This is a genomic window from Cronobacter sp. EKM101R, from assembly GCF_963888145.1.
Classification (GTDB): Bacteria; Pseudomonadota; Gammaproteobacteria; order Enterobacterales; family Enterobacteriaceae; genus Cronobacter; species Cronobacter turicensis.
Map to the genome: position 1 here is coordinate 23,800 of NZ_CAWPHW010000052.1, position 16,654 is coordinate 40,453.

Annotated in this window: 9 protein-coding genes; 4 read left to right on the forward strand and 5 right to left on the reverse strand. The window is 54.5% G+C overall.

Translation table 11 applies throughout. The annotated features are described in order from the left end of the window. From AACV31_RS19330 to AACV31_RS19340, 3 genes are all read left to right on the forward strand, one after another. Positions 1-1,110: a Stealth CR1 domain-containing protein gene (locus tag AACV31_RS19330; RefSeq protein WP_165155814.1), complete on the forward strand. Its 1,110-nt coding sequence runs from the start codon at positions 1-3 to the stop codon at positions 1,108-1,110. Beyond that, entirely contained in the window at positions 1,103-4,885 is a 3,783-nt protein-coding gene (locus AACV31_RS19335) for a CDP-glycerol glycerophosphotransferase family protein (protein WP_165155816.1), read from the forward strand. Before AACV31_RS19330 ends, AACV31_RS19335 begins: the two co-directional genes overlap by 8 nt. Positions 4,886-4,951: 66 nt before the next feature. Continuing rightward, a complete protein-coding gene (locus tag AACV31_RS19340) occupies positions 4,952-6,181 on the forward strand; it encodes an alpha/beta fold hydrolase (protein ID WP_165155818.1) in 1,230 nt (409 codons plus the stop codon). On the opposite strand, the gene AACV31_RS19345 is transcribed toward AACV31_RS19340, so the two are convergent. From AACV31_RS19345 to ettA, 5 genes are all read right to left on the reverse strand, one after another. Further along, on the reverse strand, positions 6,176-7,372 hold the full coding sequence (locus AACV31_RS19345) for a capsule biosynthesis protein (RefSeq protein ID WP_165155820.1): 1,197 nt from the start codon (positions 7,370-7,372) through the stop codon (positions 6,176-6,178). The genes AACV31_RS19340 and AACV31_RS19345 overlap by 6 nt on opposite strands. A 15-nt stretch (positions 7,373-7,387) precedes the next feature. After that, positions 7,388-9,415 carry a capsular polysaccharide biosynthesis protein gene (locus tag AACV31_RS19350; protein WP_165155822.1) on the reverse strand — a complete coding sequence of 676 codons (2,028 nt, stop codon included), beginning with the start codon at positions 9,413-9,415 and terminating at the stop codon, positions 7,388-7,390. Positions 9,416-9,419: 4 nt separating this feature from the next. Then, positions 9,420-11,084 carry a polysaccharide biosynthesis/export family protein gene (locus tag AACV31_RS19355; protein WP_165155823.1) on the reverse strand — a complete coding sequence of 555 codons (1,665 nt, stop codon included), beginning with the start codon at positions 11,082-11,084 and terminating at the stop codon, positions 9,420-9,422. A gap of 28 nt (positions 11,085-11,112) precedes the next feature. Continuing rightward, positions 11,113-12,261 (reverse strand): capsule biosynthesis protein, encoded by a 1,149-nt coding sequence (locus AACV31_RS19360; RefSeq protein WP_165155825.1) that lies wholly within the window; start codon positions 12,259-12,261, stop codon positions 11,113-11,115. A 503-nt stretch (positions 12,262-12,764) separates the two neighbouring features. Beyond that, on the reverse strand, positions 12,765-14,432 hold the full coding sequence (gene ettA / locus AACV31_RS19365) for an energy-dependent translational throttle protein EttA (RefSeq protein ID WP_105538088.1): 1,668 nt from the start codon (positions 14,430-14,432) through the stop codon (positions 12,765-12,767). Positions 14,433-14,666: 234 nt separating this feature from the next. On the opposite strand from ettA, the gene sltY reads away from it, so the two are divergent. Continuing rightward, a complete protein-coding gene (sltY, locus tag AACV31_RS19370) occupies positions 14,667-16,601 on the forward strand; it encodes a murein transglycosylase (protein WP_161589681.1) in 1,935 nt (644 codons plus the stop codon). Positions 16,602-16,654 lie beyond the last annotated feature (53 nt).

Sequence of the window (16,654 nt, forward strand, 5' to 3'; positions counted from 1 at the left end):
ATGCGCTACCGTAAAATCAAAAAAATGCTTACATCGCCAGGCCTGTTCTTACGGGATTATCTCCTTAAAAAACATCCGCTCATTCTTAATGAAATAAACTGCCCGTTAGCGGAAGAGAATGTGCTCATCAGGCACGATCTGGCCCTTGAAAACATGAATGATGTCACCTTCCCGGTAGACGTGGTTTTTACCTGGGTGGATAACAACGACAGCCAGTGGCGCAAAAAATTCGAGCAGTACTGGCAGTCGCTACATGCAGAGCCTGGTATTGACCATGATTCAGCCCGTTTCAACAACCATAATGAGATATTTTATTCAGTACAGAGCGTACTGACGTTTATGCCCTGGGTGCGACGGATATATATTGTTGTCGACGGACATTCACTCCCGTGGGCTGAAAAAATCGACAAGATAAAAATGGTGTCTCATCAGGAAATTATTCCTGAATGTTATTTGCCGACATTTAATTCCCACGTTATCGAAGCGCATTTAGACGCAATCCCAGGGCTCGCTGAACATTTTATTTACTTTAATGATGACGTGTTTGTCGCACGAACACTCCCGGCAGGCCATTTTTTCAAAGGCAACGGCCTTGCTTCGCTTTTTATGGCCAGTAAGAGCCTGAAGGCAATGGCGGAGCGTGGGCGAAAGACCTCTGCGTTATGCGCATCATTCAATTCCAGGGCGCTACTTTCTGAGGACACCGGCTTTGCACCGGACGTGCCGCTGGCGCATACATACGTTCCACTGCGTAAAAGCGTTTTTACCGAAGCCCGACAGCGATACGGCAAGCGTATTCGCGCCTTTTTGCCCTGTAAATTCAGAAGCGACAACGATTTAAATTTACCTACCTTTCTGGTGCCCTGGCTTACCTACGCCAGGGGCCTGGCCGTACCTGCGAGGGATATCTGTTACTACTTTAACGTACGCTCGCCCGCCGCGAAGACACACTATCGCGCGCTGATCAACGGGCAGCAGAAGGGCGTTACGCCTCACTCGTTTTGCGCCAATGATTTTTCTTCACGTAACCGCAGCACCCGGAATTATCAGGATCAATTGACTGCAATGCTCGAAACCTATTTTGAAAATGGAAATCACAAGGATGTTTAATAATAAACTTCGCAAGCTGGTAAGGGACCCCAAACTGTTCTTCAGCGATATGGCAGCCAATCAGGCGCGTAAATTAGGTAAATTCAGGCTCAAAAAAGAAGATGGTCACTATGGCTATACCGTCGTTTCGGCCGTGTATAACGTGAGCGCTTTTCTTGATGACTACTTTGAAGGTTTTGTCAGACAACGTCTGAACTTTAAGAAACATATCCAGTTGATCCTGGTCGATGACGGCTCAACCGATAGCTCTGCGGAGATAATTAAACGCTGGCAGAAGAAATACCCGCATAACATTACCTATATCTATCAGGAGAATGCCGGGCAATCCGCCGCGCGTAACAACGGGTTACAGCATGTCACGACAGAATGGGTGACATTTATCGACCCGGATGATTTTGTTGATGTGAATTACTTTTACAACCTTGATAGCTTCCTTTATCAGCATCAGGATAAAGATGTTAAAATGGTGGGTTGTAATACCATCATGTTTTATGAAGCTAAAAATCAGTATAAAGATGCGCATCCTTTAGGCTTTAAATTTAAAAAAGGTAATTTGCTGGTGCCGCTTTGTAGCATGGAAAAGGAGATCCAGCTGTCAGCCAGTACGGCATTTTTCCGCACAGCCCTCATTGTCTCGAAAGATGTCTTTTTTGACGCCAGGGTTAAGCCTAATTTTGAGGACGCCCATTTTGTCGCTCGTTATCTGCAAGGCGTTCAAGTCGGTCATGCCGCGTTTCTGGAACATTCAAAATATTATTACCGTAAGCGTGAGGATGGTTCGTCTACACTGGATACGTCATGGACTAAAAAAGAGCGCTTTCTGAATGTTCCGGAATATGGTTATCTCAATATTTTAAAGAGCTACCATGATAACGATGGTACGGTGCCCGTATATGTACAAAGAACGGTTATTTATGAGATCGTCTGGTATCTGAAATGGCTGACGAACCATGGCGAACGCTGCGCTTTTTTAACGGCGGATGAAAAACGCCGTTTTCTTAGCAAGCTCAGAGAAATATTCGCGTACCTGGATAAAAGTACGATTATGAATTTCGAGCTTGCAGGCGCATGGTTCTTTCAGAAAATAGCAATGCTTTCGTTCTTTAAAGGCCTACAGCCGGATGCACAAATTGTCTATATAGAAAAGTACGATCCGTATAAATATATGGTTCAGCTTCGCTATTTTACCCACACGCCAGGTCTTGAACAGATTAACGTTGATGGCCGTGACGTTATTCCGGCATACGCAAAAACAATCCGCCATGATTTTCTCGACGAAACGCTGATCCTTGAGCGCCGCCTGTGGGTCGCGCTGGGTGACGCGCAGCAAATAAATGTGTCAGTTTCTCAATTGACTACACGAGTTTCACTGGCGGGTAAGCAACATAAACAAGGCGTTTCTGTAGCTGATATTGTTAAACACTTCACGAATATTAAGCCTCAATTTGAAACAAAAAAGGAATATCACCAGTCCTGGATTTTTATGGACAGAGATACGCAGGCCGATGATAACGCTGAGCATTTATACCGTTACGTCCGTGATAACCATCCTGAAAAGAATATCTTTTTTGTTTTGCAAAAAAAATCCCATGACTGGCCGCGACTGGAGCAAGAAGGATTCAGCCTGCTTGAATTCGGCTCTCATGAACATAAACTCGCGCTTGGCTCCTGCAGCAAGGTAATCAGTTCGCATGCAAATCGCTATGTAACTAATTATCTTGGCCCAAAAATGTTGGCAGGTAAACACTATGTATTCTTGCAACATGGCGTCACCAAAGATGATATATCCAGCTGGCTGAATAGTAAGGAAGATATCAACTGCTTTATTACTACTTCTCCCTATGAGTATCAATCCATTCATGAAGATGCAAGCCGTTATTACTACACTAAAAAGGAAGTCGTATTAACGGGTTTCCCGCGTCATGACAAACTGGTCGCCGTCAGCAATAATGAACGTCTGATCGTGATTATGCCTACATGGAGACAAAGCATTGTCGGTCCAGTGACGGGGGACGGAGAAGAAAGAGCGCTTAATCCTGATTTTATGAAAACGGAGTTTGCCAGAAGCTGGTATGGCATTCTCCATTCGCCGCTATTAAAAAAATATGCAGAGCAATACGCCTTTAAAGTAGCTTTCTTTCCTCATGCTAATATACAGCCTTATTTATCTGAATTTGCAGTTCCGGATTATATTGAGGTGATAACGCATGCGCAGGGCTCTATTCAGAATCTTTTTAACCGCGCATCGATGATGATTACTGATTATTCTTCTGTAGCGTTTGAACTGGCGGTGCAGAATAAACCAGTGATTTATTATCAGTTTGATGCTAAAGACTGTTTTTCTGGCGCGCACATTTATTCCAAAGGCTACTTCGATTATCGCAAGCATGGTTTTGGTCCGGTGGTGGAAACCGAAAGAGAGCTGTTTAAAGAGCTGAATACATTATTAAAAAACAATGCGGTGCCGTCGGCTAAGATCCTCAAGCGTATCAACGAGACTTTTCCGTTCCGTGATGGCCTCAACTGCGAACGTACCTATCAGGCCATCGCCTCACTGGATGCGCCGTTACCTGAAGGCTTTTCCGATAAAGCTATCTATCAGCAATACGCCCAACAGGCTGCCGTAGCTCGCCGCTGGGCGCTTGCCGAAACACGCTGGCAGGCTTATCTGGCGCTTGCGCTCACGCAGGATGAAGACGCACAAGGCAGTGCCGGGCTTGCCGAGGCGCTACGTAAACAGGGCAAAACGGTCGCGGCGCGCAGTGTTATCAACAGCTGGTATGAGCGTCATCCAAAGCAGCGCCATACCGCGCTTTTCGTAAGTCTTGCGCTGGTGGAAATGGCGGAGCATCACTGGCAGCAGGCGGCGTTTTACTGGCAAGAGGCAGGCGAGGCGACGCTTGATAATAACCGCTACTGTTATTGCCTGTATCGCAGCGGCCAGGCTGTCGTGCTGGAGGCGTTATGTAAGAAAGCCCGCCCTGCGGCTGGTTTCAGCTATGCCCGGTTCTGTTTACTGCTGGCGAAGCAAAAGTGGGCTGAAGGGATTGCTTATGTAGAGGAGCAGGGCGTTGACGTGACCTCAACAGAAAGCCTTGAGAATAAGCTCCTGATTACGCTGTCTTACTGTTACCAGCAGCTCAATAAACTTAACGACGCTCATCAGTGCCTGGTGAAATATGAGAAATACATTGAAAACGATCCGCAGTGCCGTCTGAAAATCGCCCGTCTCGCCTTTTTGCGCCAGAACTGGGAGAAGATCCTCACTCAGCTGAATAAAGCCAGTGCGGATATCGATCATCTTCCGGATGAACATCTCTATTACTACGGCGTGGCGCTGCTGCGCACCGGTAAATTTAAAGAGATGTATACATTGTTTGGCACGCTGAATGAGGCGCTAAAAAATGACGTTCGGTTCCTGAAAATTTATGCGCAGACATGCCTGGCCCTGAAAAAAACTGGCGACGCGATCGCCCTCGTTGAGGCCCGGAATAACCCAGACGATGAGTTCTGTCTGATCTACGCGGAAGCCTTAAAAGAGGCCGGCCGCTTTAGCCAGGCGCTGTCGGTCGTTCGCAATAAAATCAGCCGTTATAACCAGAAAACGTGGATGCTCCGGTGCGAACTCGCCCAGCTCTGTGAAGACTGGGACGATGCTTATGAATGCTGGCTGAGTCTGTTACGCCACTACCCGCAGAATATGCCCGCTAATGCGGCTGAAAAATTGCAGAATCTGCGGCTGCTGCGTGATTTTTCCGTTAAATCGGATGTTTAACCATAAGTGTTAATAATTTAAAAACAGGCGCGATGGCTATTCGCGCCTGTTTTGTATGGAGCAAAAATGACAGAGCAAACTGAAATTATTAATGGCGTACCAATTCAATATCGCTATAAAAAGAGAAAATATGACACTCAGCATATGATTTTTATTTTTAGCGGATTTGGCGGCGCAGGAATGTTCACCTGGGATTTTGCCAATGCCCTTCAGGATTGCCCCGCGCATGTGGTCTGGATCAAAGATGATTTTGACAACGCCTGCACATATTATCTTCGCCATCACAACGATTTCTACGTTGAGCAGGCGGTAATTACGTTTATCGACGCGATGCTTGCCCGCTATGGGCTTGATAAGACACAGTGCACGCTGGCAGGGTTTTCTAAAGGCGGCAGCGCCGCGCTCTGGTATGGCCTTAAATATGGCTTTAAAAATATTGTCTCCACGGTCCCGCAGTTTCATATCGGCAGCTATGCCAGAAGAAACTGGCCAGAGGTTTTTACACATATGACGGGCGATGAGAGCGAAGCGTCTGCCCGACAACTTGATACTTTATTACCGCGCCAGTTAAGCCGTGATACGGCGCTTGATAAAAATATCTATCTGCTCACCTCCGAGGCGGATGTTCAGTATGAAAGCGAAGTGAAACCCTATATTTCTGACTTCAGGAAATACCACAACTTTAATCTCTTCATGGCGCAGTCACTGCTTATCAGAGAGCACAATCAGGTGACGTCTTACCATGTGCCGCTGCTGCTGGGGATTTTCTATTCGCTTTCGCAGGGTGCGGTTCCGCGCTATGGCGAATGTGAACTGGCGGCGGATAATAGCCTTTTGCCGCGCCCACTCAAGCCGCAACCGGTAGCGATATTAAAAAAAATCGCCGTCAAAGGCGCATTGTTGTTCCCGGAAGGCGTGGCGGTGCTGAAAGGACTGAACTGCGCTGAGTATCAGGATATTCAGGTCGATTTGGTTTTCAGAAAGGAAGGCTTTGAAGACGTATTTCGCATCGCGAAGGCCCATCGTTCGATTCTGTCGCGCCAGCTCTATGACGGCGGCTTTGTGAATTACGACAAAGGCTGGTTCTGTACATCGCGCTATGAAGGACTGTCGCTGGAGGCGTTACCCGCCGGAACGTATCAGGTCTGGCTGGATATTACGTGTCAGCAAATCCTGATGCGTAAGGCGCTTGAGGCCGATCCGGCGCTTGTTAACGGCACACTCGCCAGCAGTGAGACGCTGGACGTCTTCAGCAACGACGGGAAAGTGTATGTCACCCGCAAAGCACATTTATAACCCGAAGAACGGGTTTTCACGGCTGTAAAACACCATATTAAGCTGCGTTTTATGCATCAGATAATAGCGAAACGTGGAAAACAACTGGTGATCGGGGCGAAAGGGCGTTTTCCAGAACGCATCCAGAGGCCCCTGAAACGTTAACCCTTCCATATCATACAGCGCCTTTCCCATTACCTTCAGGGGCTTATTGTGAATGAGCGCTGAGATCCCCGCCGTACTGTTGATGGTCACGACGCCTGCCGCATTGCTCAGCAACTCTGGTAGAGGCAGATCGTGCACATAAACCACTCGGCCGCTCACGCCATAGCGCTTGCACAGGGCATTAATCAGCGAACGGTAAAGCCGGTGCCCTCTGTCCATCGGATGGTGCTTGATGACCAGCATTCGCGAGGCTAAAGCACCGCGCGCAAATGAGCCGATCGTCTCCTCAATAAACTCACGCATATCGCCGTAATCGCTGTGGTGCCGTAACTGGCTGTCGTTAAAAACCTGTAGCAGGGCGAGAAAGTATCGTCCGCGATACTGCGAGGCCAGTGAACGTCGTATACGGTGCTCCGTGCAGCGATACCAGAGCTTACGCAGGGCGGCGCGGGTCCAGCAGGCGCCTTCATACCAGGGCGAAAAACATTTGTGGTGCTGGTAGCCCGGAAACGCGCGGCGATGATAACAGCCCATCAGATAATACCAGGTCGCGTGACTAATACGCCTGAGGAGCGAAGGGGCGATGCGTCGCACATCAGGAACTGGCAGAAAAGGCAGAGCGCGATAAAACCCTGCCTCCCGCGGCAGCCCGGAAAACCCATTGACCCCGTTCTCTTCAAGCGTGATAAAACACGGGCGCAAATAGCCCTCTTCAAAAACCAGAAAACGAATCCCCAGCGTCTGCGCCCAGCGGCGGGCGGCCTGGTGTAGCGGTCGGCAGTCGCCGAAGCAGACCAGCGTATCAAACGGCCACGCGCTTCGCGTTGCGGCAAGCCACACGCCAAAACCCTCCGGCGTGCCTTGATACGGAAGGCTTTTCTCCTTGCGGCAGTAAAACCGATCGCCTCCGTTGAAAATAACCTGGCGGGCCTCGCGGTCTTTGCTTTCCAGCCAGTTGCCGAGGTCACGAAAAAACGGCCCCATCGGCCCTTGCAAAAGCAGGTATTTCTGGCCGGAAAGCAGAGTATCAAGGGCGCTACGGTTCATTCGGTGCCACCGGGGTTAAAAAAGAGCGTGAAAGAGATTGCGGGCTTTATTGGCCAGACGCATAAGCGTTTTCCGGCGGCGCTGTAGCGCGCGGCGTCGCTCAGGCGACACGCTGAGGCATGCGACGGCCTCTTCCGCGCTCATCGGCGTTTTACGCGTCGGGTGCAGGTAGAAGGGATAATCGATAAGCGTCGCGTGGATAAGCGCGCTAAGGGTGAGCCGCCGGGTGCGGCGCGCACAGGGGTATTCGTCGTGCGTCAGGCCCCATCCGGCGTAAAAGGGCATGCCGTAGCAGTAGACTGTTTTACCGCGCAGCAGCGCCTCAAAGCCCGTCAGCGAGGTGAGCGTATGCACCTCATCGACTTGTTCGAGCACCCCGGCGATATCCGCCTGTGTCGCGAGGCAATCGGCCCAGCGCAGCGCGTCTTGTTCGCTGGGCTCGCCCGGCCGGTTACCGGCGGCCACGTCCGGGTGCGCTTTGAAAACGATATACGCCTGCGGGTTTCGGGCGCGAACGAGACGCAGCAGGGCCGTGAGCGTTCGGATATCCTTCGTGCCGCCGGCCAGCGAAGCGTCATCGCTCACCTGGCCTGGCACCAGCAGAACGCGGCGGCTCCATGCCGATGACGGCAGCCGCCACGCACCGCCCGCATTGTATTTACTGACGCCGTTTTCGATGATTTGCTGACGCAGGCGTTCGGCGCGCGCCTCCTGCGCAGGCGTCAGATGCGCCTCGCTAAGGGCGACTTCCAGATCGCTTGCGCGCGTGGCGTCGTAATAGAGGCCGCGTTTATCCAGCACCAGGGAGAGCGGGGCAAAGAGATCGGAGCCGAGACCCGCCGAGCGCAGAAACGCATCTTCCATCCGCCATACGGGCATATCATGCGCCTGCGCCGCCGCCTGCCAGCGGGCTTCACCAGCCGAGCCCCAGACCACGCAGGCGTCGGCCTGCGGCACGCGGCGCGTAAAGCGCAGCCGGTTATAGGGCGTGGCGAGAAACGGTTTCACGATACTGCGTTTCCAGAGCGTCAGCCCCGGCGCCCAGAGCGTGCCGCGCAGCGCCAGTTGATGACGGCGCTGCAACGTCAGCCACGACAGCACATCAAACAGCGTGCCGGACTCGCCGGTTTGCGGATTGAGGTAACGTGCGTAGCGTAGATAGGCGGCGCTAAAGAGTGCGAGTAATGTGGCTTTGCCGCGCCGTGCGGCAAGCGTTGCCGCCGCCGGGTGCCTGTCGTCCGTCAGCCCCCATCCGGCATACCAGGGCTGGCCGAAGCAGACCACCGGTTTGCCCGCCACCAGCGCTTCAAAGCCGAAGTGCGACGTCACGGTGTAGACGCGCTCCACGCACCGCAGCAGCGACTGTGGGCTGGCATCCTGAGTTATCAGTCGGACGCGGCTATCCGCGCGCACGTCGCGCAGATAGCCGCGCTTATGGCCGCCCACGACGTCAGGATGTGTTTTTACCCATATTTCGGCGCCGGGGTTTTCGGCGCAGGCCGTCTCCAGCATCAGGCGGAACGAGGCCGCGCTGGCATTGCCGAGCGTGACCGACATATCGCCTGCGGTCTGATCCACCACCAGCACCGCGCGGGTCTCTGGCGCGCCGTCAAATGGCGGCGCGTGGTTATACTTCGCCAAATCGCCCTGCGTGATAAGCCGCATTGCCTCCTGCGCCGCTTCGCAGAGCGCGTCGTTGCCGGGCCGATCCTGAATCAGTTTCTCCAGCGTGCTTTGCTTGCTGGCGTCGTAGTAAATGCCATCGTAATCGATAACCAGTGAAAGTGGCGGATGACCATGTACCGCCGGACCGGCAGAACGGATAAAGCCATCTTCCAGACGGATAACCGCACGCCCGGCCTGGCGGGCGCGAGCCTCGGCCGCCGCCGCGCCGGGGCGATGACCCCAGACGGCGATAGCCGTAATATCGTCCGGGATAGCCCGGCGCGGCGTGAGTTTCCGACAAGGCATTGGCAGCAGATGCGCTAAGCCGGGGATGCGCCAGATGCCCTTCGAGAAAATACCGGTTACCATGGTTTTCATTGCCTTACAGCGTCAGGATAACTTTCGCTGCGACGGCCAGCTGGTACAGAATGGTCGAGATCCCGCGCGTCACTTCGATATTTTTCGACTCATACTTCGGCAGCACCATTAGCTCGTCGCCCGGCTGCATCTCATCGACCTCTTCGGCATCCAGCGCCGCGCCGTTCTGGCGAATCACGATGACTTTCGCACCGCTGGCTTTTTGCGTCATGCCGCCGCATTTGGCGATATAATCTTCAGGATCGAGCCCTTTTTCCCAGGTCACCGCGTTGGGGAACAGCACCTCGCCATGCACCATCACAAGCGAGGTTTTCTCCGGGATGGTAATCACGTCGCCATCCTCCAGCAGCACCGAATCAAGGTTGTTTTCGCTCAGCACCACTTCGCCCTGCGGCACCACGGTACGGGCTTTCGCCACGAAGCGACTCACCAGTTGCGCCTCCTGCATACGCAGGCGCGATTCTTCCTGGGTAGATGACTGCGCGGAGAGCGAGGCCTGTTCGAGCTTTTGCAGCGACAGATCCAGCATCTCTTTCTGACGCAGCGCGACCGAGCGGCGGTAAAGCTTGATGGCGTTTAGCTGCGACATGGTATTCGGGCGCAGTTTCGCCAGCACCTGACGCATCGTGGCGCCGTAAGGCAGCACCATAGCGTGTTCCCCGGAATGCGCGCCTTCCACGCGTACCTGAATGGTGCCGGTATAGCGGTCAGAGCTGACCACCATTCTGTCGCCATCCTGAAGCGTGCGGCTGGCGGCCTCGCCAATCGGGAAGTATTCGCTCTGTTTCATCGCGCCCTGCTGGCGCACCAGCGTGACATGCGTGGCGCCCGGTTTAGGCCGCGCCCAGCGCAGCGCTTCGGCGACAGAGATACGCTCATCGGTGAACTCAAAGTCATAGCTGTTAAAGACGTCACCCTCGACGCCGAAAGTATGCTGGCGCGGGCCGACGATAATGGTGTCGCCGTCAGCGAACTGCGACAGGCTGAGACTGCCGTTGAGCAGGAAGTCATACAGGTTGACGTGGGAGCGCGTTTTCTGGCCGCGTTTGACGGTGATGTCCACATAGCTGCCGCGATCGCTGTCCACGCCGCCCGCTTTGCTGAGGTAAGAGAGCAGGGAATCGGACGCCACGCCGCCATACAGCCCCGGCGTGCGAACGTAGCCCGTCACGAATACTTTCACCGGTTGCGCCTGGAGCAGCGAGGCGTAGACATTCACGTTGGATTGATAAACCTCTTTCACGCGCATAATCACCAGCGTATTGAGCTGGCTGTTAGTGACGCCAGCGACCTTCAGCGGGCCAACGTTTGGCAGAAAGATGTTGCCTTTCGGATCGACGGTTAACGTGCCGTCATAGGCGAATGCGCCCCATAAACGCACCTGGATGGTGTCGCCGAGGCCAATCACGTAGTTGGGGTTAAAAGCGATGCTGGCGCCGCCCTCTGCGGCTTGTGACGTAAAGAGCTGCGCGCCGAACATGCGGCTCATCACCGCGGCAGGCGCGGGCGGCGGGGTGTTATCAAAACCGTCCGCGCTAACCGGCGCGGATGACGTGGGCGTGAGTATCGGCGCTGCGCCAGTCAGCGCCGGGTCGGCGGTTAAATCGAGCGCGCTGGCGCTGGCCGATAAACAGAAAAAGATCAGTGAGGCGAATGAAACGTTTTTCATAACTCTCTCAGGGGTTAAAGCGGCAAGGTTAAGCACGATGATCGTCAATAATGGCCAGCAGCAGTTTGAGCGTGCCGAACAGCAGGCCGCAGATCAGCAAACAACTGGCTAACAGGTACAGCGTCTCGGGGTAGCGGGCCTCTTCAGCGAGCTGGGGAGAACTGATAACCGCCAGGCTTTTCAGCTTGCGGGCCGATTCCACGCGCGTTTTTTCGATGGCCGTCAGCGCAAGCTGGTACAGGTCGGTGTCGAAGGTCACGCGCGATTTAAGTTCTTCGAAATCTGCCGCCACGCGGTTAAGGCGGTTGCCTTCCGGGGCCGTAAGGTTGTTTTTCTCTTTCTCAATCTGCGCGTTGATGGAGGCCAGCGTGTTTTTCGTGGTGATGACCGGCGGGGCATCTTCACGCAGATAAGTCAGCAGAGTGCGCAGCTCCGTTTCCTGACGGATTTTTTGTTCCGTAAGGTTGTTAACCGCCGAGCTTGCCGCCACGGCAGACGCCTGCGGATCGAGCATCTGGTTGCGATTCTGGAAGGCGAGCAGGGCGCTTTTGCTGGCATCGAGCCGCTGACGGGCTTTTTCCAGCTCGCCTTCGGCAAAGGTTTGCTGATCGCGGGCGATGTGGTGCGAAAGCTCGTTGATAAACCGCTCCGACTCCTTCAGCACCGCCTGGTTGAAGCGCAGGGCGAACTGTGGCGTAAAGCCCTGGGTCTGGATGGTCAGCAGACCGTTTTTGTTGTCGTAATCAATCGTGATGCGGTGGCGGTAGTAATCGAGAAACTCCTCCGCTGTGGCCCCGGAGAAGAGGTGATAAAAGAGATCCAGCCCGCTCGCGCCAAACGCCTGTCTGAAATTAAGCTGTTTATCGAGCACGGTCAGGAGATCCGGCGAGTGCAGATACTCTTTCAGATACAGCGCGTCTTCGGCAGAGCTGGGGTTGGAAGCGCCCATCAGCAGGCCAATATTGAGGCTGCCGCCGTCGATATCGCTGGCGCGCTTAATGGCGATTTGCGATTCGCTCACATAACGCGGCTGGCTGAAAATAAGCAGGTAAACGACCAGCAACAAAAACGGGGCGCCGATGACGATTTTCGCGCTGTGGCGCTGGAACAAAATAAGCAGACGGGAAATGTCCTGACGCCGTATCCATGCTGAAAAACGCGTTATTTTAATGAGCACTGTGTGATTACCATTAATTTCATGAATAAATGACAGATATATATTTTTATAAAAAATGTTCTGACGGCGGCCCGGATTATTCCTGCGATAAATGCGTACGTATGACGATAGCGCTTAACAGAAAGCCGCCAGCATAGCCGTAAGCCGCCGTCCCTGCTGGTAGTAAAACTACAAGCTGTTTGTCGTTTTTATGTATTGACGCTGAAAATGATGAAAAGCGAGGAGAGATGAGGTTAACGACGCGCAGGCTACAGCCTGCTGACCCTGACAACGATTCCGTGACATTTTCAATCCGTGAGAAAACAGAGCGCTAATAATAAAATTATTTGCCGTCGGAGAACTAAAATCCGTATAAAACATCAGTGGGCAAATAGGGTTCATTAATTAACATAATAAAAATGAATGAACAATGCGCGGGACATAAATCAGAGTAGGGGGTGGGCATTAATCTGAGTGATGTAACAGATAAAAAAACGGCCCTCTTGCGAAGGCCGTTAGCGTCATTACTTGGCGATACGTTTGTATTTGATACGTTTCGGCTCCAGCGCTTCTGCGCCCAGCGTGCGTTTCTTATACTCTTCGTATTCGGTGAAGTTACCTTCAAAGAACTCCACTTTACCTTCGTCCTGGTAATCCAGAATGTGCGTGGCGATACGGTCCAGGAACCAGCGGTCATGCGAGATAACCATCGCGCAACCCGGGAATTCCAGCAGGGCGTTTTCCAGCGCGCGCAGGGTTTCGATATCCAGGTCGTTGGTCGGTTCATCGAGCAGCAGCATGTTGCCGCCGACCTGTAACAGTTTCGCCAGATGCAGACGACCACGCTCACCGCCGGACAGCTCGCCGACGCGTTTGCCCTGGTCCACGCCTTTAAAGTTAAAGCGGCCCACGTACGCGCGGCTCGGCATCTCGGTGTTGCCGATCTTCATGATATCCAGCCCGCCGGAAACTTCTTCCCAGACGGTTTTGCTGTTGTCCATGGCATCGCGGAACTGGTCAACAGACGCCAGCTTCACGGTTTCACCCAGCGTAATGGTGCCGCTGTCTGGCTGTTCCTGCCCGGACATCATACGGAACAGCGTGGATTTACCCGCGCCGTTCGGACCGATGATGCCGACAATCGCGCCTTTCGGCACCGAGAAGCTCAGATCGTCGATCAGCACGCGATCGCCGTAGGATTTGCGCAGGTTGCTGACTTCCACCACTTTATCGCCCAGACGCGGTCCCGGCGGAATAAAGAGTTCGTTGGTTTCGTTACGTTTCTGGTATTCGGTGCTGTTGAGCTCTTCAAAGCGCGCCAGACGGGCTTTGCCCTTGGACTGACGGCCTTTCGCGCCCTGACGCACCCACTCCAGCTCTTTCTCGATGGATTTACGACGCGCCGCTTCCTGAGAGGCTTCCTGCGCCAGACGCTGATCTTTCTGCTCAAGCCAGGAAGAGTAGTTGCCTTCCCACGGAATGCCTTCGCCGCGGTCCAGCTCCAGGATCCAGCCTGCGACGTTATCCAGGAAGTAACGGTCGTGGGTAATCGCCACTACGGTGCCTTCGAAGTCGTGCAGGAATCGCTCCAGCCAGGCGACGGATTCGGCGTCCAGGTGGTTGGTCGGTTCGTCGAGCAGCAGCATGTCTGGTTTTTCGAGCAGCAGGCGGCAGAGCGCCACGCGGCGGCGTTCACCCCCGGAGAGGTTCGCTATTTTCGCGTCCCAGTCCGGCAGGCGCAGGGCATCGGCCGCGCGCTCCAGCTGCACGTTCAGGTTATGACCGTCATGCGCCTGAATGATTTCTTCATATTTGCCCTGTTGCGCGGCAAGCTTATCGAAGTCGGCATCCGGTTCGGCGTATTTGGCATACACTTCATCCAGACCCTTCAGCGCGTTAACCACTTCGGATACCGCTTCTTCAACGGATTCGCGAACGGTGTGTTCCAGGTTGAGCTGCGGCTCCTGCGGCAGGTAGCCGATTTTGATGCCAGGCTGCGGACGGGCTTCACCTTCGATATCTTTATCGATGCCCGCCATGATGCGCAGCAGGGTGGATTTACCGGCGCCGTTCAGGCCCAGCACACCGATTTTGGCGCCAGGGAAAAAGCTCAGAGAGATATTCTTCAGAATGTGTCGCTTCGGCGGAACGACTTTGCCGACGCGATGCATGGTGTATACGAATTGAGCCACGTTGGACTTCGCCTCTTATCATGATTAAGGGTTTCTCAGCTGCGGAGTTTAGCTGTTTTCAACGTTTAATCCCAGCCAGCAACGCCGTGAATGCGGCGTAAGAGGCATTAATGCGCGAATGGTAAAAAAATGTTCGCGACATGGCGCAACGGCCTTCGCCTGGTTAGCATGAAGTATCTGAGAATTTCAGGCGGCATGAGGCTGCCGGTCAGTCAATTAACATGAGGAAGGATTGTGGGAACATCCAGACAGGTCGTCTGGCGGTGGCTGGCGGCGGGCGTCTGCCTGCTGACGCTCGGCCAGGCAGCACGCGCTGATTCGCTCGACGAGCAGCGCAGCCGCTATGCGCAGATCAAACAAGCGTGGGATAACCGGCAGATGGACGTGGTGGAGCAATTGATGCCCACCCTGCAAACCTATCCGCTCTATCCCTATTTGCAGTATCGCCAGCTCACTGACGATTTAATGAACGAGCCGACCATCGCGGTGCAGCAGTTTATCCAGGCGAACCCAACGCTGCCGCCGGCGCGCACGCTCACCTCCCGTTTTGTGAATGAACTGGCGCGGCGCGAAGACTGGCGCGGGTTGTTGGCGTTCAGCCCGCAGCCGCCGGGCAGCACCGAGGCGCAGTGCAACTACTATTACGCGAAATGGAACACCGGCGACGCGCAGGGTGCCTGGCAGGGCGCGAAAGAACTCTGGCAGACCGGCAAAAACCTGCCCGCGGCGTGCGAGCGACTTTTCCAGGCATGGCGCACATCCGGCGCGCAGGATCCGCTGGCTTATCTTGAGCGCATTCGGCTTGCCATGAAGGAGGGCAACACGTCGCTCGTCAGCTCGCTCGCCAGCCAGTTGCCGCCGGATTATCAGACCATTAGCAGCGCGCTGGTGAGCCTGGCGAACGATCCTAACAGCGTGATGACCTTTGTGCGCAGCGTCGGGGCGACCGATTTCACGCGCCAGATGGCCGCGGTGGCGTTCGCAAGCGTCGCCCGCCAGGATGTGGAAAACGCCCGGCTGATGATCCCTTCGCTCATCCAGGCCCAGCAGCTTAATGACGCCCAGGCGCAGGAGCTGCGCGATATCGTGGCGTGGCGCCTGATGGGCAGCGATGTGACGGAAGAACAGGCTCGCTGGCGCGACGACGCGATCATGCGCTCCGAATCCACGTCGTTGATTGAGCGTCGGGTGCGTATGGCGCTCGGCACGGGCGATCGCAGCGGGCTGAACACCTGGCTTGCGCGTCTGCCGATGGAGGCGAAAGAAAAAGACGAATGGCGTTACTGGCAGGCCGATTTGCTGATGGAGCGCGGACGCGACGACGAGGCGAAAACCATTCTGCATTCGCTGATGCAGCAGCGCGGTTTCTACCCCATGGCGGCAGCGCAGCGTCTCGGCGAGGATTACCCGCTGCGTGTCGATAAAGCGCCAGCCGTTAACGGCGCGCTGTTTGAAGGCGCAGAGATGGCGCGTGTGCGCGAGCTGATGTACTGGGGGCTTGATAATACCGCGCGCAGCGAATGGGCGAATCTGGTCACCAGCCGCAGCAAGCAGGAGCAGGCGGCGCTGGCGCGCTACGCGTTTGACCGCAACTGGTGGGATCTGAGCGTGCAGGCGACGATCGCCGGTAAGCTCTGGGATCAACTCGAAGAACGTTTCCCGCTGGCCTATAAAGATCTGTTCGCCCGCTACGTCAGCGACAAAGCCGTTCCGCAGAGCTACGCGATGGCGATCGCCCGTCAGGAGAGCGCCTGGAACCCGAAAGTGCGCTCGCCGGTCGGCGCGTCCGGCCTGATGCAGCTGATGCCAGGCACCGCCACCCACACGGTGAAGATGTTTAATCTGCCAGGCTACAGCAGCAGCGCGCAGCTTCTCGACCCGGAAACCAACATCCAGATAGGCACCAGCTATTTGCAGTATGTCTACGGAATGTTCGACAACAACCGTATTTTCGCCTCTGCCGCCTATAACGCCGGACCGGGGCGCGTGCGCACCTGGCTTGGCAATAGCGCCGGGCGTATCGATGCGGTCGCGTTTGTTGAAAGTATTCCGTTCTCCGAGACGCGCGGCTATGTGAAAAACGTGCTGGCTTACGATGCCTACTACCGCTACTTCATGGGCGGTAAGCCGGTGTTAATGAGCGATGCGGAATGGAGCCGTCGTTACTGATCGGCGGCGTTGTGCTATCCTGTCGTACTAGTGAACGAGTATGGCGGCATCTG

Excerpts from the sequence above, each read along its gene's own strand:
- AACV31_RS19355 (WP_165155823.1), bottom strand. The coding sequence starts at position 11,084 with ATGAAAAACGTTTCATTCGCCTCACTGATCTTTTTCTGTTTATCGGCC.
- AACV31_RS19350 (WP_165155822.1), bottom strand. The coding sequence starts at position 9,415 with ATGAAAACCATGGTAACCGGTATTTTCTCGAAGGGCATCTGGCGCATC.
- AACV31_RS19345 (WP_165155820.1), bottom strand. The coding sequence starts at position 7,372 with ATGAACCGTAGCGCCCTTGATACTCTGCTTTCCGGCCAGAAATACCTG.
- AACV31_RS19340 (WP_165155818.1), top strand. The coding sequence starts at position 4,952 with ATGACAGAGCAAACTGAAATTATTAATGGCGTACCAATTCAATATCGC.
- AACV31_RS19330 (WP_165155814.1), top strand. The coding sequence starts at position 1 with ATGCGCTACCGTAAAATCAAAAAAATGCTTACATCGCCAGGCCTGTTC.
- AACV31_RS19335 (WP_165155816.1), top strand. The coding sequence starts at position 1,103 with ATGTTTAATAATAAACTTCGCAAGCTGGTAAGGGACCCCAAACTGTTC.